Origin of the sequence: Gemmiger formicilis (genome assembly GCF_900167555.1) — a bacterium.
GTDB classification, from domain to species: Bacteria; Bacillota; Clostridia; order Oscillospirales; family Ruminococcaceae; genus Gemmiger; species Gemmiger formicilis.
In genome coordinates, this window is record NZ_FUYF01000002.1 from 43,779 (window position 1) to 69,022 (window position 25,244).

Consider the following 25,244-nt stretch of genomic DNA (forward strand, 5'->3'; position numbering starts at 1 on the left):
CCCGCCAACCTCACGGCAACTCTCGTTCTCCCCGTAACATCCCTAAATAAAGGAGGTTCTCCCACATGAAGCTCACATTCTTAGGCGCTGACCGGGAAGTGACCGGCAGCTGCACACAGCTGGAGGCGGCGGGACACCGCTTTCTGATCGACTGCGGCATGGAGCAGGGCCGCGACGTGTATGAGAACGCCGACCTGCCCTGCGCGCCCGGCACCTATGAGGCACTGCTGCTGACCCATGCGCACATCGACCACTCGGGCCGCATCCCGTACCTGTACAAAAACGGCTACCGCGGCCCCATCTATACCACCGATGCGACCCGCGACCTCTGCGCCATCATGCTGGAGGATTCCGCTCACATTCAGGAGCAGGAGGCCGAGTGGAAAAACCGCAAGGCCATGCGCAGCGGTGCCGAGATGATCGAGCCGGACTACACCGTCGAGGACGCGCAGAACGTCATGAAGCAGTTTGTGCCCTGCCCCTATGAGACGTGGCAGACGCTGTTCGACGGGCCAACCGGCAAAATCGAGATGCGCTTTACCGATGTGGGGCACCTGCTGGGCAGCGCGTCCGTCTCGCTGCGCATTGCGGAGCCGGGCCGCACGCCGGAAATCATCGTTTTCTCGGGCGACATCGGCAACACCCATCAGCCGCTCATCAAGGACCCGTCCAACCCGGGCCACGCGGATTACCTTGTCATGGAATCCACCTACGGAGACCGCAGCCACGGCCCGAAACCGGATTATATCGGTGATTTGAGCGCCGTGCTGCAATCGACGTTCGACAAGGGCGGCAATGTCGTCATCCCCAGCTTTGCCGTGGGCCGCACGCAGGAACTTTTGTATTTTATCCGCCAGATCAAGGCCGAGGGCCGTATCAAGGGCCACGAAAACTTCCCGGTCTTTGTGGACAGCCCGCTGGCGAGCAAATCCACCACGATCTTCCGGGAAAACTTTGCCGAGTGCTACGACGACGAAGCCCTCGCCCTGGTGCAGAGCGGCCGGAACCCCCTGCAGTTCCCGGGTCTGCACGTCAGCGAGACGAAAGAGGAATCCATGGCCATCAACGGTGACCCGACGCCCAAGGTCATCATCTCCGCCGCCGGCATGTGCGACGCGGGCCGCATCCGCCACCACTTAAAATATAACCTCTGGCGGCCCGAGTGTACGGTGCTGTTCGTCGGCTACCAAAGCCCCGGCACCTTAGGCAACGCGCTGGTCAACGGTGCGCAGGAGGTCAAGCTCTTTGGCGAGCCGGTGCAGGTCAGGGCCCGCATTGCGCAGCTGGGCGGGCTTTCGGGTCACGCCGACAAGGACGGGCTGGAAGCCTGGCTCCGCGCCTTTGACGAAAAGCCGAAGTTCGTCTTTGTCAACCACGGCGAGGACGCCGTCGCCGAGCACTGGGCCAACCATCTGAAGGAGGAGGGCTACGAGGCCGACGCCCCCTACAACGGTTCGATCTGGATCGCCGCCGAGGGCCGCGTCGCCTGCGCCGAGGTCGGCAACACCCAAAAGATCATCAAGACGAAATCCGCCGAGACTGTGTGCACCAGCGCGGCCTATGACCGGCTGGCCAACATGGGCCAGCGCCTGCTGGAGGTCATCCGCCACAACCAGGGCGGGGCCAACAAGGACCTTGCAAAATTTGCCAGCCAGATCGCTGCGCTGTGCGACAAATGGGATCGATAACATTGACAAAAGCAAAAGGAATATGGCAGACGCTGCCCGCACCCCTGCGCGGCGCGGCGACCCTGCTGGCAGTGCTGGCGCTGGCCGCGCTGCTGACAACGGTGCGGCACAATGCCAGCGCCTACCTGACCGGCGTGTGGGATACAGGCTCCCAGACGCTCGTCTATGGCCGCATCCACCAGATGGAGCAGGGGCAGTACGCCCCCGGCGGCTTTCTGGGGGTCTACACCGACGATTGGAGCGACGACACGAACCGCGCACTGTTCCGGGACGACACCCCCACCGACGCGGCAGCGTTCCACCCCTACACCCACCAGTCGGGCTTACAGGGCTGGCTGTTCGGCAGGGTCAACCGTCTGCTGCGGCACCGGCTGCCCGACGGTCTGGCGCGGGAGACCGCCCTCTACTGGCTGAACAGCACGCTGTTCTACGCGGCGGAGCTGCTTGTGGCGCTGGCCGTGTGGGAAGAATTCGGCCCGCTGGCGGCAGCGTTCGGGTTTGCGTCGGTGCTGCTGGCCCCCTGGCTGCAGCGCGGCATGAAGGACCTGTACTGGTGCCTCTGGACCTGGCTGCTGCCGCTGCTGGCGGCGCTTTGGCTCTGCCATTGCACCCGCGTGCGCGGCAAAACGCCCCGCGGGTGCTGGCCGCTGGTGGCCGCCGCCTGCATGGTGCGCTGCATGTGCGGGTTTGAATTTATCACAACATTTTTGATCCTGTGTGAGATCCCGCTCTGCTACGCGGCAGCCAAGGCGTATTTTGTGCGGCGCGACCCGCACGGCGCGCTCGTCTGGCTGGGCCGCACCGTCGGGGCGGGTGTCTCGGCGCTGGGCGGTGTGACTGCGGCGCTGGCGCTCTGGTTCGCACAGGAATGGCTCTGCTTCGGCAGCGCGGCGGACGCCTGGCAGAACATGACCCGGGCCGTCACGGACCGCGTCAGCCTGACGGACGGCGCGGTGCGGGACGTGAACGTGCCGCAGGTGCTCGCGCAGTATTTCCGTGAGAGTACGGAGCCGCTTTTGCAGCTCGGGCCCGTCAGCGTCACGGCATGGCAGCTGCTGCTGTTTGCGCTGCTGGTCGGCGCGGTGAGCGTTGTTGTCTGCCTGCGCCGCGGCACGGCGGCGCAGCTGGTGCCGCCGTGCATCGTCTGGGGGCTGGGGCTGGCGGCCCCGGCGTCCTGGATGATGCTGTCCAAGGCGCACGCCGCGATCCATACCCACCTTGTACCGATGCTGTGGCACTTTGCGTTTGTGCCGATCAGCTGTATGCTGCTGCCGGTGCTGGCAAAACTCATGATCCCGGGGAGGAAAAAAGACCTTGTGGCATCCCATTAAACACTACAAAACGATCCGCCATCACAAAATGCTGGTGATGAAAAACTGCTTCCGCTGCGGGCTGTACTGGCAGGGCCTGACCCACGATTTAAGCAAGCTGGCCCCCGTGGAGTTCTGGGCCGGGGCCAAATACTGGCAGGGGACGTGCAGCCCCAACAACGCCCAGCGCCAGGCCGAGGGCTACAGCGCCGCCTGGCTGCACCATAAGGGCCGCAACAAGCACCATCTGGAATACTGGATCGACTACGCGCCGGACGGCGACCATGCCATGGCTGGTATGCGGATGCCCGCCCGCTACGTGGCCGAGATGGTCTGTGACCGCATTGCCGCCAGCAAGAACTATAAGGGCGACAAGTACACCGACGCCGCGGCGTGGGAGTACTATGACCGCAGCAGGGACCACTACATCCTGCACCCCGAGACCCGCAAGGAGCTGGAGACCTGCCTGCTGATCCTGCGCGACGAGGGCGAGGACGCCTGCTTCCGCTACATCCGCACCGAGCTGCTCGGCAAAAAAGCATAAGAAAAAGACCCCCGCAGCGTCAGGCGCTGCGGGGGTCGGTGTTTTATGTAGGTTGAGTTCCGTCATTCCCGGCGGAAACATCTGCATCGGAGGTGTTCTCCGGGGGCGTGGGTGTCGGCTCCGCGGTCGGCTCGGGGGGTGTCGGTGTCGGCTCAGTTGACTCCGGGGGAGTTGGTGTCGGCTCAGTTGACTCCGGGGGAGTTGGTGTCACCTCGGGCGTCGGGGACGGGGTGGCCGTGACCTCGGGGGTCGGCGTCGGCGTGGTCTCCACATAGCTGTCACTCGTGCTCTCGCTGTCGGCGGGCTCCTCCGTCGGCTCGGGCGTGGCCGTCGCCGTGGCGGTGCTGGAGGAGCTGACCACCGGCACCGTGTAGACTACGGCGTCCTTGTCGCCGGTGTGCTTCGGGATCGTCGTCAGCGCGGGGCGGTCATCTTCGGTAATGTAGCTGTGGGTGCGGATGTAGTTGAACAGCGCGTCCATCGCCGTGCGGGTCAGATGGATGCCGTCGCTCGTCTCCACATAGCCGCTCTTGGCGTAGCCGGTAACGGAATCCTTCAGCACCTCGGCGCTGTTTAGGAACTTCCAGCCCTTCTCCTGGCACATTTCGACGAGCGCTTTGTTGTACTCGTCCACCTGGGTCTGGGTCAGGCTCTGGTTGGAGTGCTGCTGCCCGATGGGCGGGATGGCGTTGACGATGATGTCCACGCTGGGGTAGGCGGTGACGATGGCCTCGATGCCGGTCCGGTAGTTTTTGACGAAGTCCGCGGCCTTATAGCCGGGGTTCAGGTCGTTCGTGCCGAAGGTCAGGATGACCCGGCGCGGCTGCAATTTCGCCACGGCCTGGGGCATTGTGATGTAGCCGGACGAAGTGCTTACCTGCACGCAGGCAAAGGTCGCCAGGCTCTTGGCGGTCATGCCCACCGAGCCGATGGCGTTGTCGTAGCTGCAATAGTCGAACATGCGGTACATGCGGGCTGTGTTGCTGTCGCCCAGAAACAGCGTCTCGTCCACATAGCTGTCGCCCGCGTCGGCGGCCTGCTCAAGGATCGTCGAGGTGTAGGCCTGGGTATCAATGGTGTTTTCCTCTTTATTATAGCCGCTCTCGACGACCATGGACGCGCTGTCCACGGTGGACACGCTCTGGGCGTCCGCGCCGCCGAGGTCGATGCCGCCGATGAGCACCAGCGAGATGCCGACGCTGACCAGCAGCATGACGCTGCACAGAGCCAGCACCAGATACATCTTGCTGCGCATATCCAGCGCTTTTTTCTTTTGTGATTTGGTTTTGCCTGCCATGAAAGGCTCCTTTCGCGTGGGAGCATGGAGTGTTTACACAATATGTAAATTCATTTTACACCATTTCCCACCGGAACGCCAGTCTTTTTGCAATTTTTACATAATTTGCCGCAAAACAAAAACCCCGCCGAAGCGGGGGTAAACAGAAATGAGGATGGTGTGGTTTTTACTCCTTCGGCAGCAGATGTGCCTTCTCCAGGGCGGGGCGCAGGGCGATGTACAGGACAACGGCGCAGACGGTGGAGAGCAGGGAATTGACCAGCGTCACACCGCTGGCGATCTTGGTCACGACGGAGACGAACTCCGCGGGCTGGCCAAAGATGTACAGGTTGCGGAAGTAGCCGATGAACGGGTCGGTGAACACGTTGACCAGCAGGCCGCTGAAGGCCGACGCCGTGACGGCGGCCACGTACTTGAACTTGCTGCCGGTGGGGAAGGTCCTGAGGTGGATGACCTTGTGGGACACCGCGCCGCAGACCAGACCGATGATGAATTTCAGAATAAAGGTCGTGATGGCGTAGCCCGGGTCACCGGCGACAACGTCGGCCAGCGCCAGGCCGATGGCACCGGCCAGACCGCCGGACACACCGTCCAGCAGCATGGCGGTCAGCGCCGTGAAGGTGTTGCCCAGATGGAAGCTGGACCCCGTGCCAAAGACGTTCGGGATGCGGAAGAACTCATACGCGACAAAGCTCATCGCGGCCATGATGCCGATGATGCTGATTTTCTGCACGGTGAATTTCGTTTTGGTCAGCGCTGCGATCAGCAGTGCCAGGGCTGCTACGACGAACAGCAGCAGCCACATCGTTGCGGTAGACATAGTTTCGTACACCTCTATTGACATTTTCCTTCCGGGAAGGTATGTTTTTATTATACTGATTTCTGGCTCTGAATAAATGCTCAGTTTTTAAATTTTTTATGGGGCCAGTGTGGAGGACTGTCATGATAGAGTTGGATGCCGACCAAAAAACGCCGCTGTATGAGCAGCTGTACGCCGCCCTGGCGGATGAGATCCGCACCGGCCAGCGCGCACCCGGAACGCCGCTGCCGGGCCGCCGCACGATGGCTGCGCAGCAGGGCGTCAGCGTCAACACGGTGGACGCCGCCTACCAGATGCTGGCCGCCGAGGGTCTGGCAGAGCCGCGCCCCCGCAGCGGCTTTTATGTGCAAAAGACCTACGGCATGCTGCACAGCCGCGCCCGCCGCGCACCCGCCGCCCCTGCACCGCAGCCGCCCGCCGCGACGCAGCCGGTCTACGACCTGTCCACCGGCAGCGTGGACACGGCGCTGTTCCCGGCGCGCAGCTGGGGACGCATCCAGAAGGAGCTGCTCTACCAGCGGCCCGAGCTTTTACAGCGCGGCGAAATGCAGGGCGACGCCCCGCTGCGCACGCAGATCGCGGAATATTTGTCGGTGTACCGCGGTGTGGAATGCACGCCGGAGCAGATCGTCGTCGGCGCTGGCATTGAGTATCTGCTCGGGTGCCTGGCGCACCTGTTCAGCGACGGCATGGCGGCCATCGAGAACCCCGGCTACTTCCGCACGCGGACGGTCCTGCAGAACAGCGGCATTCCCTGCACGCTGGTGGACATTGACCGCGAGGGTCTGCCCGCCGACGCGCTGGAAAAAAGCGGTGCAAACCTCTGCTATCTGACGCCCAGTCATCACTTTCCGACGGGTGTTACGATGCCTGCGACCCGCCGCGCCCAGCTGCTGGCCTGGGCAGCGGCCCAGCCCGGGCGATACATTTTGGAGGACGACTACGACTCGGAGTTCCGCTTTGATACGCGCCCTCTGCCCAGTTTGCAGGGCATGGCGGGCCCGGACGGCCCGGTGGTCTACCTGACGACGTTTTCAAAAAGTCTGGCCCCGGGCATCCGCATTGCCTGCATGGTGCTGCCGCAAAGCCTGCTGGCGCGCTATCGCCGGGATTTTGCGACCTACGCCAACACGGTCAGCCGCTTTGAGCAGCAGACGCTTTGCGAGTTCATGGCGGGCGGGTATTTCACGCGGCATCTTGCCCGGATGCGCCTTGCCTACAAGCGCCGTATGGAGGCGTTTGCGGCAGCGCTGCGCGCGGCGCTGCCGGGCGTGGAGCTGGACGGCGTACACAGCGGGCTGCATTTTCTGCTGACGCTGCCGGGGGCCGGCGGCGAGCGTGCCATGGTCGCCGCCGCGGCACAGCAGGGCGTGCGGCTGCGCGGCCTGAGTGAGTATTATCTCGCCCGGCCCGAGCTCTGCCGGGCGGATACCGTGGTAGCGGGGTACTCGGCCCTGAAGGAGGACGATGTGGAGAAGGTGGCACAGGCGCTGGCGAGGGCGTGGCTATCGTGAATGCCCTGTAGGGGCCGGGCATGCCCGGCCCGCAGCCTTGCCGCTGCCGCCCGTTTATCTTTCGCATGGTAGGGAGCGGTCTTGACCGCTCCGCGGGGCGTCGGGGACGCCGCCCCCTACAGCGGCGATCCGTAAACCTTCTGCTGCCGCACACGCCTGCGGGCGGATATGGAATCCGCCCCTGCGCACAAACAAAGCCACCCTGTAGGGGCCGGGCATGCCCGGCCCGCAGCCTTGCCGTTGCCGCCCGTTTATCTTTCGCATGGTAGGGAGCGGTCTTGACCGCTCCGCGGGGCGTCGGGGACGCCGCCCCCTACAGCGGCGATCCGTAAACCTTCCGCCGCCGCCAACCCCGCGGGCGGATAGGAAATCCGCCCCTGCGCACAAACAAAAGCCGCTGCCTATGTGCATTCCACAGGCAGCGGCTTTCTATTTTCCAATCAAGGCTTATTCATACAGCGGGAACTTCTTCGTCAGCTCCTCGACCTTGCTGGCGACCTCGTCCTTCTTGCTCGCAAAGTCAAGCACGCAGTCTGCAATGCAGTCGGCGATCACCTTCATCTCGTCGGGACCCATGCCGCGGGTCGTGACGGCGGGGGTGCCGATGCGCACGCCGCTCGTCACAAACGGGCTGCGCCTCTCGCCGGGGACGGTGTTCTTGTTCGCGGTGATGTGCACCTCGTCCAGATTGTGCTCCAGCTCCTTGCCGGTGCAGTCCTCGTCGGTCAGGTCGATCAGCAGCAGGTGGTTGTCCGTGCCGCCGGAGACCAGCTTCACGCCGCGGGCGGTCAGCTCGGCCTCAAGCGCCTTCGCGTTCTCAACGATTTTGCGGGCATACTCCTTGAACTCCGGCTTCAGCGCCTCGCCAAAGCAGACGGCCTTCGCGGCGATGACGTGCTCCAGCGGGCCGCCCTGCGTGCCGGGGAAGATGGCGGAGTTGATGCGCTTGATGATATACTCGTTGTTCGTCAAAATCAGGCCGCCGCGGGGGCCGCGCAGCGTCTTGTGGGTCGTGGTGGTGACCACGTCGGCGTAGGGCACAGGACTCTGGTGCTGGCCGCCTGCGACAAGACCTGCAATGTGCGCCATATCGACCATCAGCATCGCGCCGTAGCCGTGGGCAATCTCGGCCAGCTTCTCAAAGTCGATGGCGCGGGGATAGGCCGACGCACCGGCGATCAGCAGCTTGGGGCGGACCTTCGCGACCTGCTTGGCCAGTGCGGCGTAGTCGATGCGGCCATCCTCGGCGGAGACGCCGTAGGAGACAAAGTTGTAGTTCTTGCCGCTCATGTTCACGGGGGAGCCGTGGGTCAGGTGGCCGCCCTGGGACAGGTCCATGCCCATGACGGTGTCGCCGACGTTCAGCAGCGCAAAGTAGACGGCCAGGTTGGCCTGTGCGCCGGAGTGCGGCTGGACGTTGGCATACTTCGCACCGAACAGCTTGCAGGCGCGGTCAATGGCGATCTGCTCGACCTGATCGACGTACTGGCAGCCGCCGTAATAACGGTGGCCGGGGTACCCTTCCGCGTACTTGTTCGTCAGCACGCTGCCCATGGCCGCCATGACGGCGGGGGAAACGATGTTCTCGCTGGCGATCAGCTCAATGTTCTGCCGCTGGCGGCCCAGCTCACGCTGCATAGCCGCGCCCAGCTCGGGGTCGTAGCGCTCCACAAAGCCGATGGTGTCGATGATGTCCTTGTACATACTGCTTTCCCTCCTAATGTATATGCTGTCCACGGCGGGAAACGCCCCTACGGTGATCCATGTAGGGGCACATTCTATAGGCGCCCGTCGTTCCCGCCGCCGAGCATCTCCCTTACAGCGTCCCCTTGGTGGACAAAACGCCGTCGATCCGCGCATCTCTGCGCGTCGCGGCGTCCAGCGCCTTGGCAAACGCCTTGAACATGGACTCCAGCTTATGGTGGTCATTCTCCCCGTAGAGCACCTTCAGATGCAGATTCATCATGGCGCTGTACGATACGGCGTAGAAAAACTCCCGCGCCATCTGGGTGTCCATGCCGCCGCAGCTCTGGCCTGCAAAGCTGGCGTCGTACACAAAGTAGGGCCGCCCGCCCAGATCGACGGCGCAGAGTGCCAGCGTCTCGTCCATCGGCAGCATGCAGCTGCCGTACCGCACCAGCCCGGCCTTGTCGCCCAGCGCTTCTTTTATGGCCGTGCCCAGCGCAATGCCGATGTCCTCAATTGTGTGGTGGCAGTCTACGTCCAGGTCGCCGCGGCAGGTGACGCTTACATCAAACAGGCCGTGGCGGGCGAAGCCGTCCAGCATGTGGTCAAAAAAGCCGATGCCCGTGTGCAGGTCGGCCCTGCCGGTGCCGTCCAGGTCAATCGTCAGCGTGATCTGTGTCTCCCGCGTATTGCGGGTGACCGTCGCGGTGCGTGCCATAGGAATCCCCCTCTTTAGTGCTTTAAACTAACTATAGCACGTTGGGGCGTGAGCGTCAACATTTTCTTGGGCTTCCCCCGAGGGGGGAAGCCCCGCAGGTTTATAAAATTCTCCTCAATTTATTTACGAAATCGCAACACTTTTCCCGGCGGCAGGCGCTACAATAGAATTATGATTCAAAAGTGTCTTTTTTGAAAGGACAAGCACCACCATGGCAAAAATAATCGGAATTGACCTGGGGACTACCAACAGCTGTGTGGCGGTGGTCGAGGGCGGCAAGCCCGTCGTCATCCCCAACGCCGAGGGGCAGCGCACGACGCCCTCTGTCGTCGCGTTCACCAAGGTGGGAGAACGGCTGGTGGGCGAGCCCGCCAAGCGCCAGGCCGTGACGAACGCCCCCCGCACCGTGTCCAGCGTCAAGCGGCTGATGGGCAGCGAGACCCGCGTGCCCATCGACGGAAAATGCTACACGCCGCAGGAGCTGAGCGCCCTCATCCTGCAAAAACTGAAGGCCGATGCCGAGGCGTATCTCGGTGAGCCTGTCACCGAGGCGGTCATCACCGTGCCCGCCTACTTTAACGATGCCCAGCGCCAGGCCACGAAGGACGCCGGGCGCATTGCCGGGCTGGACGTGCGCCGCATCATCAACGAGCCGACAGCCGCGGCGCTGGCCTACGGGCTGGACAATGGCCGCACCCAGACCGTCATGGTCTACGACCTCGGCGGCGGCACATTTGACGTGTCGCTCATCCGCATCGGCGACGGCATCGTGCAGGTGCTCTCGACCTGCGGCGATAACTTTCTGGGCGGCGACGACTTTGACGAGCGCATCGTCAACTGGCTGGCAGACCAGTGCAGGGCCGAACACGGCGTGGACCTGACGAATGACCGCGTGGCGATGCAGCGCCTGCGCGAGGAGGCCGAAAAGGCGAAAAAAGCGCTTTCCAGCGCGAAGCAGACCGACATCAATCTGCCGTTCCTCACGATGGCGACAGACGGTGCGCTGCACCTGCAAACTACGCTGACACGCGCTAAATTTGAGGAGCTCTGCGCCGATTTGATCGAGCGCACCGCCTTGCCCGTGCGCAACGCCCTGAGCGACGCACGCCTTTCGGCCAGCGACCTGGATCAGGTTTTGCTGGTCGGCGGCTCGACCCGCATCCCGGCGGTGCAGGCCAAGGTCGTGCGGATGACCGGTCTGGAGCCGTCCAAATCGCTGAACCCCGACGAGTGCGTTGCACTGGGCGCGGCGGTGCAGGCCGGACGTCTGGGCGGCGAGATGCTCTCCGGCCCCGGCGAGGACCTGCTGCTGATGGACGTGACCCCGCTGACCCTTTCCATCGAGACCGTCGGCGGCGTGGCAACGCATTTGATCGAACGCAACTCCACAATCCCGACGCGGTTCAGCAAGGTATTCACCACCGCGGCGCCGTTCCAGAAAACGGTGCAAATTAAAGTGCTGCAGGGCGAGCGCGAGTTTGCCAAGGACAATAAGCTGCTGGGCACCTTCACGCTGCGCGGCATCAAGCGCGCCTGGGCGGGCGTGCCGAAGATCGAGGTCACGTTTGACATCGACGCCAACGGCATTGTCAAGGTCAAGGCGCGCGACATGGACACCGGCAAGCAGCAGAGCATCACGATCTCGGGCACATCGAACCTGACCGAGGATGAGATCAAACGCGCCAAGGAGAACGCCGCCGCCTTTGCCGGGCAGGACAAGGAGCGCAAGGCCGCGCTGGAGGCGCTGAACGCCGGAGAGGCCGCGCTTTACCGCGTGAACACCGCGCTGGGCAGCAAGGCCGGCAAGGCGCTGGACCGCGAGACCCGTACTAAAATCAAAGAAGCAGAAAGAACGCTGGAGCGCGTTCTGAAGCACAAAAAGGCCGACAAGCTGACCCCCGTGGACGTGAATGCCATCAACACCGCACGGGAGGCGCTTTCCGCTGTGGCCGCCCCGCTGGTGGCCCGGTGGGAGAGCGAGAAGGCGTAAAACGAGGCGGCAGCCGCAGGGTCCCCGGGGCGGTGCAAGCATCCGCCCGTGCCCGTTTGCGGTACTATTGAACAATGCCTTTTCCCCGCTTGCGCGGGGATTTTTTTTGTGCTATACTACCCAACATAGCACTTTAGTAGATTAAAGAGGAAAAGAAAAGTGAAAACGATTCGTTACGCCTTTGTGCGGTCCCTGCCCATCATGGCGGGGTATATCGTGCTGGGGCTGGGCTTTGGTGTGCTCTTGCAAAGCAAGGGCTACGGCGCAGGGTGGGCGCTGGTCATGAGCGGGCTGATCTACGCGGGCAGCATGCAGTATGTCGCAATTGACCTGCTGGCGGGCGGCGCGTCGCTGATCTCGGCGGCAATCATGACACTGATGGTCAACGCGCGGCATCTGTTTTATGGAATTTCGATGCTGGAACGCTATAAAGACACCGGCGCGGCCAAGCCGTACCTGATTTTTGCGCTGACCGATGAGACCTATTCCGTCGTGTGCAGCGGCGGCGTGCCCGAGGGCGTGGACCGGAAAAAATACTATTTCTGGGTGTCGCTGCTGAACCAGCTTTACTGGATCGCGGGCGGCGTGGCGGGCGCACTGCTGGGCAGTGTGCTGCCGTTTGACACGACGGGCATTGACTTTTCGATGACCGCGCTGTTCCTCGTCGTTATGACCGAGCAGTGGAAGGCCAGCCGCGACCATACCCCCGCGCTGGTGGGGCTGGGTGTGTCGCTGGTCTGTCTGCTGATTTTCGGCAGCAGCGATTTCCTGATCCCGTCCATGGTGGGCATCACGGCAGCCTTGACGGTGCTGCGCGGTTTTATGCAGAAAAAGGAGGCCGACCATGCCGTTTGATGTACACGGTGCGCTGCTTGTGGCCGTTGTGGCGGGCGTGACAGCGCTGATCCGGTTCCTGCCGTTTGTGGTGTTCGGCGGCGGGCGGCCCACGCCGAAATTTGTGGTGTATCTGGCCGGGGTGCTGCCCTGCGCCATCATGGCAATGCTCGTCGTCTACTGCCTGCGCGGCGTGGACCTGCTCGGCCCCACCCACGGCCTGCCGGAGCTGCTTGCCGGGGCCGCCGTGGTGGGGCTGCACCTGTGGAAGAAGAACACGCTGCTCAGCATCGCCGTGGGCACCGCCCTGTATATGGTGCTGGTGCAGGCGGTGTTTGTGTAACCAGAAAAAATGCGCGTCCCCAAAACCTCTTGGCCCCCTCTGCGAGGGGGCTCCGCCCGCAGGCGGTGGGGGAGAGAACCTAGCGGCAATCCGAAACATTTCGGGCTGTGGCAAGGTTCTCTCCCTCCGGCCCTACGGGCCACCTCCCTCGCAGAGGGAGGCAAGAAAAAAGCCGGAGCTTACGCTCCGGCCTTTTGGGTATGCCTGTTTTTGACCTCATGTGCCCACGCGATGAATTTTGTGCGGTTGAAGAACAGAATCCCCACAAAGCTGAACAGCACAATGCCGGTCAGCACGGTGAACAGCCAGTTGCCCTCCAGCATAAAGCTGCCTGCCGCGCAGGTCAGCAGGGTGGGGAAGGGCAGACTGATGAAGATGGCCGCTAAAAACTGCTTCGGGCGCATCCCCGCGTTGGCGGCGGCATAGGGAATGATGCCGTTGGGCAGCCCCGGCGTGATGAACGCCAGAATTGTGTAAAACCAGGGGTCCTTGCTGCTGCGCACGCTGTCCAGCAGCTTCGCAGCCTTGGGGGTGTCGGCGACAAGGCGGCGGATGACCGGCACGAGCCGCCGTGCAATGAGGTAGACGCTCATGTTGGCGACGGCGGAGGCCGAGAAGCTCGTCAGAAAGCCCATCCACGGGCCGTAGGCCAGCCCTGCCGCCAGCTGCACCGGCATGGCCGGAATGACGAGCGACAGCACCTGCACGACGGCCAGGAACCACAGCGTCAGAAAGCTGCGCAGCCGCCCCTGGCTGGCCAGGTATTCGCTCAGCGCCTGCTCATCCCCGGCAGAAAACGCGGACCAGAGCCCGGGCAGCAGCAGGCGGAACGTCTCCACGATGAGCAGCACCGTGAACAGCACCACCGCCGCCACGACCAGCATCGCCAGCCGCTTTTCTCTTTTATTGGCATGTTCGGACATGAAATAGTATCTCCTTGTGGTTAAAAAACAGAGAATACTATACCAAAAACAGCGGAGAAAAGCAAGAAAATTTTGGGGCCCCTTCGCTGGTCATGTGTAGGGGAGGAATTCATCCCTCCCGTGAACGCTGCGGCAGCCGTGAACGACCCGGGAGAGTCAAGACCCTCCCCTACAAACCGACACTCACGGCTGCTTTGTAGGGAACGGTCTTGACCGCTCCGGGGCGATTACGGCGGACGGGTGTTTGTGGGTAGGCCCCTACTGTGCGGCATTCCAAACAAAAAATCCCGGTGCATACTTGCACCGGGAAAATACCAATCTTATCGCTTCTCCAGCGGAACGTACTCCTGCGGCTTGCCGAGGTACTTGTAGGCGGGGCGGATGATGCGGTTCGCGAACTCGACCTCCTCGACGCGGTGGGCACACCAGCCGGGCACACGGGCAATCGCAAACAGCGGGGTGTACAGGTCCTCGCTGATGCCGAGCATACGGTAGATCAGGCCGCTGAACAGGTCCACGTTGGCGCAGACCTTCTTCGGGCCGTGCTTTTCCTCGGCAAAAACCTGCGGGGCCAGGCGCTCAATGCTGCACAGCAGCTCGTACTCCTCGTCGTAGCCCTTCTTGTAGGCCAGGCTCTTGGCGTGGGTTTTCAAAATCTGCGCACGGGGGTCGCTCATCGTGTAGACGGCGTGGCCCATGCCGTAGATCAGGCCGCTGCCGTCGCCGCGCTCCTTGCGGAGGATCTTGCGCAGGAACTCGCGGACCTCGTCGTCGTTGGACGGGTCCTCGACATTTTCCAGAATGTAATCCAGCTGGTGCATGACCTTCAGGTTCGCGCCGCCGTGCTTGGGGCCTTTCAGCGCGCCGATGGCCGAGCTGATGGCCGCATAGGTGTCCGTGCCGGAGCTGGACAGCACGCGGCAGGTGAAGGTCGAGCAGTTGCCGCCGCCGTGGTCCGCGTGGACGAGCAGGCAGAGGTCGAGCAGACGCGCTTCCTCGTGGGTGAACTTCTGGTCGGCGCGGTAGGTGCTCAAAATATGCTCCGCCGTGCTCTGGCCCTCGGTGGGCAGGTGGAAGTACATGCTGGACCGGTCATAGACGCGGCGCTTGATCTGGTAGGCGTTCACCATCATCGTGGGCAGCTCGGCGATCAGGTTGATGCTCTGGCGCAGGATGTTGGGCAGACTGTTGTCCTCGGCGTGCTCGTCGTAGCTGTACATGGCCAGCACGCTTCGTGCCATCTTGTTCATCAGGTTCGGCGACGGCGAATTTAAGATCATGTCGTCGGCAAAGCCCTGGGGCAGCTCGCGATGGTGCTCCAGCAGCTTGCGGAACTTGGCGTACTGCTCCTGCGTGGGCAGGGAGCCGAACAGTAGCAGCCAGATGACCTCCTCAAACATGAAGCGGTCATGGGCGTCGGCCTCGGCGGCCAGCGTGTCAATGTCGATGCCGCGGTAGACCAGGCGGCCCGGAATGGGCACGATGGTGCCGTCCTCCTTCTTGTCATAGCCGATAACGTTGGAAACGTTCGTGATGCCGGCCAGCACGCCGGTGCCGTCCAGATTGCGCAGGCCGCGCTTGACGCCCATCTGATCCGCCAGATGCGGGTCAAGGGTGGCGTTGTGTTCCAGATATTCGTGGCAGAGCAGCTCAAGCTCATCCGGCTCCAGGGCCGGGACGTCCGGGTAATACATCATGCGTACCCCTCTCTTTGACCAATTTTATATACTTTGCATACTTATACAGGCGCATACCACTGTTGGCTTCCCCTAGCAATATGCCCGATAGATTGATTTTATAGCATTTCCGCAAATTTGTCAAGAAAAACTTAAAATTTTTCTAAATTTTTCGGGAAAATGCTTTAAAAAATTAAGCTGGCGGCCAAAAATGTGCCTATTGTGTAAAAATGCGGATTGACAACCGGCTCTAAACCGGGTAGTATGTTAGGTATACCGCAGAAAATGCAGAGTAAGACAGGGAAAGGGGAAAAGTACTATTTATGAAAGCAGTTCTGATTCCGGGCGACGGCATTGGCCGTGAAATTGCCGAGAGCGTCCGCGAGGTATCCGCCGCACTGAACACCGGCATTGAATGGCAGGAGTTTGCTGCCGGTGCCGAGTACGCCGCCGAGAGCGGCGAGCTGATCGCCCCCGGCACGCTGGATGCGATCGAAGCGTGCGGCTGGGCACTCAAGGGCCCCACCGCCACCCCCATCGGCAAGGGCTTCCGCAGCATCAATGTGCAGCTGCGCCAGCGCTTTTCCACCTATGCAAACCTGCGCCCGGTGCACACGCTGCCGGGCGTACCGACCCGCTTTGACAATGTAGACCTTGTCATCGTGCGCGAGAACACCGAGGATCTCTACAAGGGCATCGAGTATATGCTGAACGACGAGATCGCCAACGGCGTCAAGCTCATCACCCGCCCCGCGTGCGAGAAGATCTGCCGCTTTGCATTTGACTATGCCCGCAAAAATGGCCGCAAAAAGGTCACGGCAGTCCACAAGGCCAACATCATGAAGCTGACCGACGGCCTGTTCCTGCGCACCTTCCGCGAGGTCGCCGCGGAGTACCCCGAGATCACCGCGGACGACTGCATCATCGACGCTTTGTGCATGAAGCTGGTGCAGAAGCCCGAGCAGTTCGACGTGCTCGTCGCGCCGAACCTCTACGGCGATATTATCAGTGACCTGTGCGCCGGTCTCGTCGGCGGCCTGGGCTTTGCGCCCAGCGCCAACATCGGCGACAGCACCCGCATCTATGAGGCCGTCCACGGCTCTGCCCCCGACATTGCCGGGCAGGACAAGGCTAACCCCAGCGCCATCCTGATGGCCTTTGCCATGATGCTGAACGACCTTGGCGAGACTGACAAGGCCGCCAAGCTCAATGCCGCCATCCTGGCCCAGGTCGAGGAGGGCAAGGTCGTCACTGCCGACATCGGCGGCACCGCGGGAACGAAGGAGTTTACCCAGGCAATCATCAGCCGACTGGCAGAGTGAGCGGTGCTCAAATAATAAAGAATAAATAAAAAATAATAAATGCGGTGGATCGCGTCGCTGTGCTCCGCTCAAAAAAATGTGCATCGTAGGGGCGCATTCTATATGCGCCCGCAAGGCGGCTGCCTGTGTCCGGGCGGATATGGAATCCGCCCCTACGTTTTTGTTTTCGACCAACGGGAGAAAACTCCACAATCTTTATTATTTATTATTTTTTATTTCTTATTTGCAAAAACGGAGGTTTTCCCATGAAGCTGCACGACACCGGCGTATACCTTGTAAACGGCGTGCCTCAGACTTCCGCCCCGGCGGGCGTCACCGAGGCAGACGCCAAAAAAGGCACCATCGCCTACGGCATTTTGAAGGCCCATAATACCGGTGACTCCATGCAGGACCTGCGCATGAAGTTCGACTCGATGACCAGCCACGACATCACCTATGTCGGCATCATCCAGACGGCCCGCGCGTCCGGCATGACGGAGTTCCCGCTGCCCTACGTCATGACGAACTGCCACAACAGCCTCTGCGCTGTCGGCGGCACCATCAACGAGGACGACCATCAGTTTGCCCTGTCCGCTGCCCACAAATACGGCGGCATCTATGTTCCGCCGAACATGGCCGTCATCCACAGCTACAACCGCGAGATGATGTCCGGCTGCGGGCGGATGATCCTGGGCTCTGACTCCCACACCCGCTACGGCGCCCTCGGCACGATGGCCGTCGGCGAGGGCGGCGGCGAGCTGGCCAAGCAGCTCGTGGGCCGCACCTACGATATGAGCTATCCCGGGGTCGTTGCCATCTACCTGACCGGCAAGCCCGCTCCGGGCGTCGGCCCGCACGACGTCGCGCTGGCGCTGGTTGCCGCGACCTACGCCAACGGCTATGTGAAGAACAAGGTCATGGAGTTCGTCGGCCCCGGCGTGGCAAACCTGAGTGCCGACTACCGCAACGGCATCGACGTCATGACCACCGAGACGACCTGCTGGTCCTCCATCTGGCAGACCGACGATACCACGAAGAAATATTTTGTGCAGCATGGCCGCCCCGAGGCTTATAAGGAATTGAAGCCCGCCGACGTGGCCTACTACGACGGCTGCATTGAGCTGGACCTCTCCACCGTCGAGTGCATGATCGCGCTGCCGATGCACCCCAGCTACGCCTACCCGATCCGCGAGCTGAAGGCCAACGCCAAAGAGATCCTGCAGGCGGCGCAGGACCAGGCCAACAGGCAGCTGGGCGGCAAGGTCGAGATGGACCTCGTCGGCAAGATCTGCGACGATGGCCGCATCTACGTTGACCAGGGCGTTGTGGCCGGCTGCTCCGGCGGCACGTATGAAAATATCTGCGCCGTGGCGGACATCATTAAAGGCAAGAGCTGCGGCAACGGCGAGTTCAAGTTCAGCGTCTACCCCGACAGCATGCCGACCTATCTGGAGCTGGTCAAAAATGGCGCGGTGGCGGACATTGTCGCCGCCGGCGGCATCTTCCGCGAGTGCTTCTGCGGCCCCTGCTTCGGCGCGGGCGACACCCCGGCCAACGGCGAGTTCTCCATCCGCCACACGACCCGCAACTTCCCGAACCGCGAGGGCTCCAAGCCCGGCGAGGGCCAGATCAGCGCCGTCGCCCTGATGGACGCCCGCTCCATTGCGGCCACCGCGGCCAACGGCGGCTACCTGACCGCCGCCAGCGAGCTGACCGACGTGGAGTACACCGTGCCCGACTACCACTTTGAGCAGGGAGTCTACGACAAGCGCGTCTACAACGGCTGGGGCCATCCGGAGCCGGACTACGCGCTGAAATTCGGCCCGAACATCAAGGACTGGCCCGAGCAGCCCGCTCTGACCGACGACCTGCTGGTCAAAATTGTCAGCTACATCACCGACCCCGTCACGACGACGGACGAGCTGATCCCGTCGGGCGAGACATCGTCCTTCCGCTCCAACCCGCTGCGGCTGGCGGAGTTCACCCTCTCCCGCAAGGACCCGGCCTACGTGCCGAACGCCAAGGCCGTGAAGGCGCTGGACGAACAGCGCAAGGCAGGCAAGCTGCCCGCCGAGGTTGCGCGTGTCTACGACGATTTGAAGAAGCTGGGCTACGCGCCCGACGCGGCCAACACCAACATTGGCTCGGCCATTTTTGCCAACAAGCCCGGCGACGGCTCCGCCCGTGAACAGGCCGCCAGCTGCCAGCGCGTGCTGGGCGGCGCGGCTAACTTTGCCTGCGAGTACGCCACAAAGCGCTACCGCTCCAACTGCATCAACTGGGGCATGCTGCCGTTCCTGGTGGAGAACCCCGGCGCGCTGGACAACGGCGATTACGTCTACCTGCCCGGCGTCCGCAAGGCTCTGCTGGAGGCCGCGGACGAGCTGGACGCCGTGGCCGTCAAGCCGGACGGCGGTCTGGTGAAGTTCACCGTCAAGCTCGGCGCCATGACCGACGCCGAGAGACAGATTCTGGCGGACGGCTGCCTGATCAATTATTACAAGAATAACTAAAGAAAAACGGCCCGCTGGGAAAAAATCCCGGCGGGCCGCTTCTGTAGGGGCTGATGCTTGCATCGGCCCGCGGAGGGGTCAAGACCTCTCCCTACAATGCAATTCAAAAGGGGTGCTGTAGGGGCGAACATTGTTCGCCCGCGGCACATGGCGGCGGTCACAACACTTCCGGGGCGATGACGAGCATCGCCCCCTACACCGTAGGGGCGGATTCCATATCCGCCCGTAGTGTCCGGCGGATCGCTGCAAAAATTCTTGCATACCGTCGAAATTTCTGCTATAATACAAAAGCCGCCTGTTTCACAACAGACGGCAAGGCGCTGCACACAACGGCAGGCGGTTGGCCACACTTCCGTAAAGGAGGTGAGACCATGCGTTTTACATTTACGTTCTATATCGGTCGCAAGACCTTTACTTTGAGCTTAGTTGTAAAAAGCAATAACCGCCACCCTGGCCGGTGACGGTTATTAGTTTGAGCTTTTAACTTTCACCTGAAAGGGCCAACCGCTTGTCGCAGCGCCTTTTCTATAGTCATTATACCCCACTGCCGCGGCCATGTCAAGCGTGCCTTGCACCCCGCGGCATTTCGTGCTACAATAGACGTACCATTAAAAAACAAAGGACGAAAAACAATGAGTGCGATTTTAGCAGTATGCGGTGATACCTTCTGCGCCATGGTCAGCGATGGCCGCTATGTCGAGGAACCCATCACCGGCGAAAAGCCCCATATCCTCAAAAACGACCTGCCCAAGGTCCGCAAGATCAACCGCAACGTCGTGGTCGGTTTTGCGGGCGACACGCTGGCCGCCGTGCAGATCATCAACGCGGTGGACGAGTACCAGACCCAGTACCTGACGCTGGAAAAGGTCGTCAAGATCCTGCGCGAAAAGGCCGCCACGGTCTCGGTGCAGCCGGTGGGCGTGCGGCTCATCGTGGGTGGGCGCAACCGCAAGGGCGTGTTCACCATGACGATGATGGGCAGCGTTGACGGCTACGAGCCGCAGACCCAGGCCGCCCGCAAGGGTGCCTACCTCATCGAGGGTGCCTGCTCCCACACCGACGTGGCCCCCTGGCTCGAGGAGGAGGTCAAGCCGCAGGCCGCCAACTGGCACAGCCTGGACGATGTGGCCCATACGCTGGACGGCTGCATTGCCAAGATGGCCAAGCTCGACAAGAGCATCAACACCACGTATTTCCGTCAGCTTGTAATGTGAATTTGACGATAAAAGGAGAAAAACTATCATGAAAATCGCTCTGATCAATGAGAACAGCCAGGCCGCCAAGAACGCCCTGATCGAGGCCACCCTGCGCAAGGTCGTCGAGCCGATGGGCCATGAGGTCGTCAACTACGGCATGTATGCCGCCGACGATGCCGCCCAGCTGACCTACGTTCAGAACGGCATCCTGGCCGCTGTGCTGCTGAACTCCGGCGCTGCGGACTACGTCATCACCGGCTGCGGCACCGGTGAGGGCGCTATGCTGGCCCTGAACAGCTTCCCCGGCGTCATCTGCGGCCACGTCGAGGACCCCGTTGACGCTTACACCTTTGCCCACGTCAACGACGGCAACGCTGTGGCTCTGCCCTTTGCCAAGGGCTTCGGCTGGGGCGGTGAGCTGAACCTCGAGTACATCTTCGAGAAGCTGTTCGGCTTCGGCCACGGCCAGGGCTACCCCAAGGAGCGCGTTGTCCCCGAGCAGCGCAACAAGAAGATCCTGGACGGCGTGCGCGCTATTGCTTTCCGCGACCTGTCCGACATCCTGAAGGATCTGGACCGTGACCTCGTCAAGGGCGCCTTCGCCGGTGAGCACTTCGCCGAGAACTTCTTCCCCGCCTGCAAGGACGAGAAGCTGGCCGCCACTGTCAAGGAACTGATGGCGTAAGCCTTGCCGTAAAATAAAAGAACTGCCGACTCCCGGTACACTGTAGGGGGCGATGCTTGCATCGACCCGCCAGTTGCCGGGCGTCGGCTTTTTATTTGTACAGCCGCGTATTTGTAGGGGGCGGCGTCCTCGACGCCCCGCGTGGCCGCTTGGGAATGACCGGGTCGTCCGTCAGACCTAACAAATAATCCGTGGTTGTATTGTACAACTTGGCAAGTTGAATCAAAATGTCGGTGGGAATGTCCCGCAGGCCCTGTTCGTAGCGGAAATACTGCGGTTGAGGCATGCCAAGATATTCTGCAAGTTTCTGCTGGGTCAGGTCGTGGTCCTCGCGCATGTCCCGCAGACGGGGATAGTAAGCCATAGCATTGCTCCTTGATAACTGATTGGTTATATTGACAATACTATGGATTTGTGCTATCTTGTCTATGTAATATCCGTTTGGTTATAAAAGCATGAAAGAAAGCTGCGCCCTCATGGAGGACGCAGTCACGGCGTGTCACGCAGACCTAAGAAATAATCGCTGGAAACGTGATACAGTTCGCATAGTTTAATAAGATGGTGGATCGGCAGCTCATTTGCACCGCGCTCATAGCGGGCGTACATTGTTTGTGATGTACCAAGTTTTGCGGCGACTTGTGCCTGAGTCAGGTCGGCGTCCTCCCGCAAGTCGCGCATACGGCGGATGTAGTCCATAGAAATTTTCCCTTTGCAAATCGCAATTTTCTATTAGAATATGGTAACACAGAGGGATTATTCTACTTGACTTTAGTAAAGATATTTACTATAATAAAGATACAAAATCTGTTTTGGATTTGGTGAAAAAACTGTGGGAGGTGCTCGGTTTGGAGAGTATGACAAACAAAGACTATTATTCCTACAAATCGGCCATAGAGGCAGCCAATGACACGCAGGATAAAGAAGCACTGCGGCAAATTCAAAAGCAATTAATTGCAAAATACACGCTGGATAATGAGGATGTTCGGGATTTGCTTCGCAAATTTCGATACTCTGTATAAAAATTGCGGCTTAGGAGGTACAAGATGATTTACGGCAATGTAAATGTTGACATGAACCCGGATGGCTTGGGTGCGTGGGAGGATATTCCGACCCATGTGCAGGTGGCGGGGCGTTACACGATTGATGACGTGCAGGCATTGCTTGCAAAGGCAGACACGGGCCTGGCTACCAGCGGACTGCCTGTCACCTATGAGCGTGATCAAATCCAAACAGGAAATCTTATCAAAAAAAATTACCAGGATTGCTTGATCGTGAAAAACAGTGAGCACCCGGACGATTATTTCAAATTTGTCTTTGCAACCCGTACAACCGGGAATATGACAACAATCAGCGTCTATCGCAGTGGCAAAAGCCCACTGATTGCCAAGAAAAATGCAGATGATGAACGCCGTCAGAGCAGCAATTTGTTATTGAATATTTTGAGCGCGGTATCCACACTGGACGAAAACGCCCTTGCCGCAGAGTATGATTACTACAGTATCCTTTCCCGTATTATTCGGGAAAATCTTGGTGTATAACTAATTTGGGAGGTAAACGAAAATGGAAAAGAAAAAGATTGTCATTCCTACGCTTACGTTTAACGGTGACTACTTTAAGTGCCCAAAGTGCGGTTGGATTTATCCCGGACCGCTGCGTGTACTGGGGAATGTGGCGCATGGCACACCCTGCCAACAGTGCGGCAACTCGACGCTTGAGCGCATTCAGTGAGCACACAAGTTACGATTTCTAAAAAAACAATCCGAAAAATTGCGACGGCCATTGCGGCAGTAAACAATTCCCGAGAGGTTGGCGGATTGTTTATGGGATACCGACATTCTTCAAAATATCGAATTGTGGATGCAACCGTGCCGGACTGTGAAAAGTGCAGTGGTGTGGCGTCCTTTGTGCTGGATGGTGCAGAGGAAACAGCAAAGGCAGAGGCTTTGGCAGGGCGCTACACGAATACACCGGAAATTATCGGCGTATGGCACAGTCATATTTGGGGAGATGCGGTGTTTTCGCTGCAAGACGAAGAGTCGAATCGAAGACTTGCACAAATCTTGGGAAACTGTCTTTCGGCTCTTGCACTGCCGGAAAAACAGAATAACCTACGGAAACTGATGATTTGGGAAATCGACCCGGCGGGTGAGGCAAAAATCTGCCGAGTCGCCTGTGAAACGGAGAATATACCATGACAGAGGAGCGATGCAGCAACTGCGTATATTGGCAATTCAGAAAATGTGCTGTGACTCAGCAAATCCGAAATGACGGAATCTGTAATTGCGGAAGTTTTCTGCGTAAGGAACTGCGCGATTGAAATAGATTGCCGATATTGGCTTTCTTGCCAATGTCGGCATTTTTTTCTCAAATTGCCGAAATTTACCGTTGACTAATCCGTTCCCAGATGGTAAAGTAACTATAGGTGCGAATAGCGCCGTGTAGTAAAAATTCAAACAAAGGTGAGGTGGTTGTCACAATGGATACCCCCAGTCCCAGTCCTGTGTACCGATGTATCTTGAATAACGGCAGCCACCACTTTTTTGTCAGGCAAACCAAAGCAAACTGTACGCGAAAATAAGCGCACGGTGTTGCTCTGCTTTGCATTGCCTAAAATTAAATGTGCCTGGCTGCCGCCTGAAAAGGAGGCAGCTTTTTTATGTCTGATACCGCGATCCTGACCCTCCGCACGATGCTGGCCAACCTGGACGACGCCAAAAAGTACCAGAGCCTGCGCGATGTTATGTCCACCCTGCCCGCGCCCGACCTGGCCGCCGTGTTCGAGGACCTCCCGCCCGAGAAGCTCCCCGTGCTGTTCCGCCTGTGTCCCAAGGACCTGGCGGCGGAGATTTTCGCCGAGCTTACCCCCGAGACCCAGCAGGACCTTATCGACGGCCTGACCGATAAGGAGCTGAAGGCTGTTGTGGACGACCTGTTCGTCGATGATGCGACGGATCTGGTCGAGGAAATGCCCGCCAACGTCGTCAAGCGTATTCTGGCGCAGGCAGACCCCGCGACCCGCCGCATGATCAACGAACTGCTCAAATACCCCGAGGACTCCGCCGGCGGCGTGATGACCACCGAGCTGATGGAGCTGCGCCCCGACTGGACGGTGTCGCAGGCCATGGCGGCCATCCGCAAGAACGGCTTTGACAAGGAGACCATCAACAACTGCTACGTCACGGACCGTGACCGCACCCTCATCGGCGTCGTCTCGCTGCGCGCGCTGGTCCTGTCCAAGGACCCCGACAACGAGCTGATCCGCGACATGATGGACGACAATGTCGTCAGCGTCAGCACGACCACCGACCAGGAGGACGTCTCCCAGATGTTCGAGAAGTACGGCTACCTGGCCATTCCCGTTGTGGACAACGAGAAGCGCCTGGTCGGTATCGTCACGATTGACGACGCTATCTCGATCATGCAGGACGAGGCCAGCGAAGATATTGCCAAGATGAACGCTATGGGCCCGTCGGACAAGCCTTATTTTAAACAGTCTATGTGGGAACTGTACAAAAACCGCGCACCGTGGCTGCTGTTCCTGATGATTTCCTCCACCTTCTCCAGCATGGTCATCCGCGGGTATGAGGATGCCCTCGCCGCCGTGACCGTGCTGACCGCCTACATCCCAATGCTGACCGACGCGGGCGGCAACGCGGGCAGTCAGAGTACCTCCACCATCATCCGCGGCATGGCCGTCGGTGATATTGAGCCGCACGACCTGCCGAAGATTCTGTGGCGTGAATTCCGCATTGCCATCCTCTGCGGCGGCACGCTGGCGCTGTGCAACTTTGCCAAGCTGATCTTCCTGGACGGCATCGCGCCCCCTGTAGCGGCAGTCGTTTGCCTGACGCTGATCTGCACGGTCATCCTGTCCCAGCTCATCGGCGGCCTGCTGCCCGTCGTTGCGGAAAAACTCAACTTTGACCCCGCCGTCATGGCGTCGCCGCTTATCACGACCATTGTCGATACCACGACACTGCTCGTCTACTTCAACATCGCGCGGGTGTTGCTGAGAATTTAAATTTTAGACACCGTGTTCAATATTGTAAATTGTACCGCACCCGGTTGGTGTGGTACAATTTTTTTAGAGAAAAAGCCTTCCCCTGAGGGGGAAGGTGGCCCCGCAGGGCCGGATGAGGGGCAAAGTTACTGCAGCGACCCGCTGGCGGGTAATAGCGGAAGGTTCGCCCTCATCAGTCAGCGGTC

24 protein-coding genes are annotated in these 25,244 nt (G+C 60.4%); 16 read left to right on the forward strand and 8 right to left on the reverse strand.

The window, feature by feature from the left end; genetic code table 11:
* The first annotated feature begins 65 nt into the window (after positions 1 to 65).
* From B5D32_RS01870 to B5D32_RS01880, 3 genes are read left to right on the forward strand one after another with little or no spacing between them, the layout of a single operon-like run.
* Positions 66 to 1,688 (forward strand): MBL fold metallo-hydrolase RNA specificity domain-containing protein, encoded by a 1,623-nt coding sequence (locus B5D32_RS01870; protein WP_078783396.1) that lies wholly within the window; start codon positions 66 to 68, stop codon positions 1,686 to 1,688.
* A 2-nt stretch (positions 1,689 to 1,690) separates the two neighbouring features.
* The gene (locus B5D32_RS01875) at positions 1,691 to 3,019 is read left to right on the forward strand and encodes a hypothetical protein (protein WP_078783397.1); all 1,329 of its coding nucleotides are present in this window, start codon (positions 1,691 to 1,693) and stop codon (positions 3,017 to 3,019) included.
* A complete protein-coding gene (locus tag B5D32_RS01880; RefSeq protein ID WP_276327512.1) occupies positions 3,003 to 3,542 on the forward strand; it encodes a DUF5662 family protein in 540 nt (179 codons plus the stop codon). The genes B5D32_RS01875 and B5D32_RS01880 overlap by 17 nt, the downstream gene beginning before the upstream one ends.
* A 43-nt stretch (positions 3,543 to 3,585) precedes the next feature.
* On the opposite strand, the gene B5D32_RS01885 is transcribed toward B5D32_RS01880, so the two are convergent.
* Both B5D32_RS01885 and B5D32_RS01890 read right to left on the reverse strand, forming a co-directional pair.
* Complete coding sequence (locus tag B5D32_RS01885; protein WP_078783398.1) at positions 3,586 to 4,839, reverse strand: SGNH/GDSL hydrolase family protein; 1,254 nt, start codon at positions 4,837 to 4,839, stop codon at positions 3,586 to 3,588.
* 166 nt (positions 4,840 to 5,005) lie between these two features.
* Positions 5,006 to 5,659 carry an ECF transporter S component gene (locus tag B5D32_RS01890; RefSeq protein WP_078783399.1) on the reverse strand — a complete coding sequence of 218 codons (654 nt, stop codon included), beginning with the start codon at positions 5,657 to 5,659 and terminating at the stop codon, positions 5,006 to 5,008.
* Positions 5,660 to 5,781: 122 nt separating this feature from the next.
* On the opposite strand from B5D32_RS01890, the gene pdxR reads away from it, so the two are divergent.
* Complete coding sequence (gene pdxR / locus B5D32_RS01895; protein WP_078783400.1) at positions 5,782 to 7,173, forward strand: MocR-like pyridoxine biosynthesis transcription factor PdxR; 1,392 nt, start codon at positions 5,782 to 5,784, stop codon at positions 7,171 to 7,173.
* A gap of 447 nt (positions 7,174 to 7,620) precedes the next feature.
* On the opposite strand, the gene glyA is transcribed toward pdxR, so the two are convergent.
* Positions 7,621 to 8,877: a serine hydroxymethyltransferase gene (gene glyA, locus B5D32_RS01900; RefSeq protein ID WP_078783401.1), complete on the reverse strand. Its 1,257-nt coding sequence runs from the start codon at positions 8,875 to 8,877 to the stop codon at positions 7,621 to 7,623.
* Between the two features lie 112 nt (positions 8,878 to 8,989).
* Entirely contained in the window at positions 8,990 to 9,577 is a 588-nt protein-coding gene (gene hisB, locus B5D32_RS01905) for an imidazoleglycerol-phosphate dehydratase HisB (RefSeq protein WP_078783402.1), read from the reverse strand.
* Between the two features lie 211 nt (positions 9,578 to 9,788).
* Between hisB and dnaK the strand changes: the two genes are divergently transcribed.
* The 3 genes from dnaK (at position 9,789) to B5D32_RS01920 (ending at position 12,744) form a co-directional block, all read left to right on the forward strand.
* On the forward strand, positions 9,789 to 11,567 hold the full coding sequence (gene dnaK / locus B5D32_RS01910; protein ID WP_078783403.1) for a molecular chaperone DnaK: 1,779 nt from the start codon (positions 9,789 to 9,791) through the stop codon (positions 11,565 to 11,567).
* A gap of 159 nt (positions 11,568 to 11,726) precedes the next feature.
* Positions 11,727 to 12,422: an AzlC family ABC transporter permease gene (locus B5D32_RS01915; RefSeq protein WP_242943381.1), complete on the forward strand. Its 696-nt coding sequence runs from the start codon at positions 11,727 to 11,729 to the stop codon at positions 12,420 to 12,422.
* Positions 12,412 to 12,744, forward strand: a complete 333-nt coding sequence (locus B5D32_RS01920) for a branched-chain amino acid transporter permease (RefSeq protein ID WP_078783404.1) — start codon at positions 12,412 to 12,414, stop codon at positions 12,742 to 12,744. The genes B5D32_RS01915 and B5D32_RS01920 overlap by 11 nt, the downstream gene beginning before the upstream one ends.
* Before the next feature lie 179 nt (positions 12,745 to 12,923).
* Here the strand turns inward: B5D32_RS01920 and B5D32_RS01925 are convergent, their stop codons facing one another.
* Together B5D32_RS01925 and B5D32_RS01930 are read right to left on the reverse strand one after the other, a co-directional pair.
* Positions 12,924 to 13,667, reverse strand: coding sequence for a TVP38/TMEM64 family protein (locus B5D32_RS01925; RefSeq protein WP_078783405.1), 744 nt, complete (start codon positions 13,665 to 13,667; stop codon positions 12,924 to 12,926).
* Positions 13,668 to 13,987: 320 nt separating this feature from the next.
* On the reverse strand, positions 13,988 to 15,361 hold the full coding sequence (locus B5D32_RS01930; protein WP_078783633.1) for a citrate synthase: 1,374 nt from the start codon (positions 15,359 to 15,361) through the stop codon (positions 13,988 to 13,990).
* Between the two features lie 305 nt (positions 15,362 to 15,666).
* On the opposite strand from B5D32_RS01930, the gene B5D32_RS01935 reads away from it, so the two are divergent.
* The 4 genes from B5D32_RS01935 to B5D32_RS01950 all read left to right on the forward strand — a co-directional run bounded on the left by B5D32_RS01935 (position 15,667) and on the right by B5D32_RS01950 (position 21,038).
* Positions 15,667 to 16,665, forward strand: a complete 999-nt coding sequence (locus B5D32_RS01935) for an isocitrate/isopropylmalate dehydrogenase family protein (RefSeq protein WP_078783406.1) — start codon at positions 15,667 to 15,669, stop codon at positions 16,663 to 16,665.
* Positions 16,666 to 16,910: 245 nt separating this feature from the next.
* Positions 16,911 to 19,157 carry a hydratase gene (locus tag B5D32_RS01940; RefSeq protein ID WP_078783407.1) on the forward strand — a complete coding sequence of 749 codons (2,247 nt, stop codon included), beginning with the start codon at positions 16,911 to 16,913 and terminating at the stop codon, positions 19,155 to 19,157.
* Positions 19,158 to 19,789: 632 nt separating this feature from the next.
* The gene (locus tag B5D32_RS01945) at positions 19,790 to 20,371 is read left to right on the forward strand and encodes an Ntn hydrolase family protein (RefSeq protein ID WP_078783408.1); all 582 of its coding nucleotides are present in this window, start codon (positions 19,790 to 19,792) and stop codon (positions 20,369 to 20,371) included.
* A 28-nt stretch (positions 20,372 to 20,399) separates the two neighbouring features.
* Positions 20,400 to 21,038 (forward strand): RpiB/LacA/LacB family sugar-phosphate isomerase, encoded by a 639-nt coding sequence (locus tag B5D32_RS01950; protein WP_078783409.1) that lies wholly within the window; start codon positions 20,400 to 20,402, stop codon positions 21,036 to 21,038.
* Positions 21,039 to 21,129: 91 nt separating this feature from the next.
* Here the strand turns inward: B5D32_RS01950 and B5D32_RS01955 are convergent, their stop codons facing one another.
* Both B5D32_RS01955 and B5D32_RS01960 read right to left on the reverse strand, forming a co-directional pair.
* Positions 21,130 to 21,402 (reverse strand): helix-turn-helix domain-containing protein, encoded by a 273-nt coding sequence (locus tag B5D32_RS01955; RefSeq protein WP_078783410.1) that lies wholly within the window; start codon positions 21,400 to 21,402, stop codon positions 21,130 to 21,132.
* 125 nt (positions 21,403 to 21,527) lie between these two features.
* Positions 21,528 to 21,734, reverse strand: coding sequence for a helix-turn-helix domain-containing protein (locus tag B5D32_RS01960; RefSeq protein WP_078783411.1), 207 nt, complete (start codon positions 21,732 to 21,734; stop codon positions 21,528 to 21,530).
* A 149-nt stretch (positions 21,735 to 21,883) separates the two neighbouring features.
* Here B5D32_RS01960 and B5D32_RS15150 point away from each other — a divergent pair, with 149 nt between their 5' ends.
* The 5 genes from B5D32_RS15150 to mgtE all read left to right on the forward strand — a co-directional run bounded on the left by B5D32_RS15150 (position 21,884) and on the right by mgtE (position 25,059).
* Positions 21,884 to 22,057: a hypothetical protein gene (locus tag B5D32_RS15150; protein WP_159446957.1), complete on the forward strand. Its 174-nt coding sequence runs from the start codon at positions 21,884 to 21,886 to the stop codon at positions 22,055 to 22,057.
* 24 nt (positions 22,058 to 22,081) lie between these two features.
* A complete protein-coding gene (locus B5D32_RS01970) occupies positions 22,082 to 22,576 on the forward strand; it encodes a hypothetical protein (RefSeq protein WP_078783413.1) in 495 nt (164 codons plus the stop codon).
* Between the two features lie 22 nt (positions 22,577 to 22,598).
* Positions 22,599 to 22,766, forward strand: coding sequence for a hypothetical protein (locus B5D32_RS15155; RefSeq protein WP_159446958.1), 168 nt, complete (start codon positions 22,599 to 22,601; stop codon positions 22,764 to 22,766).
* Positions 22,763 to 23,233, forward strand: a complete 471-nt coding sequence (locus tag B5D32_RS01975; RefSeq protein ID WP_143402646.1) for a Mov34/MPN/PAD-1 family protein — start codon at positions 22,763 to 22,765, stop codon at positions 23,231 to 23,233. The genes B5D32_RS15155 and B5D32_RS01975 overlap by 4 nt, the downstream gene beginning before the upstream one ends.
* A gap of 461 nt (positions 23,234 to 23,694) precedes the next feature.
* The gene (gene mgtE / locus B5D32_RS01980; RefSeq protein WP_078783415.1) at positions 23,695 to 25,059 is read left to right on the forward strand and encodes a magnesium transporter; all 1,365 of its coding nucleotides are present in this window, start codon (positions 23,695 to 23,697) and stop codon (positions 25,057 to 25,059) included.
* The last annotated feature ends 185 nt before the right edge of the window (positions 25,060 to 25,244 follow it).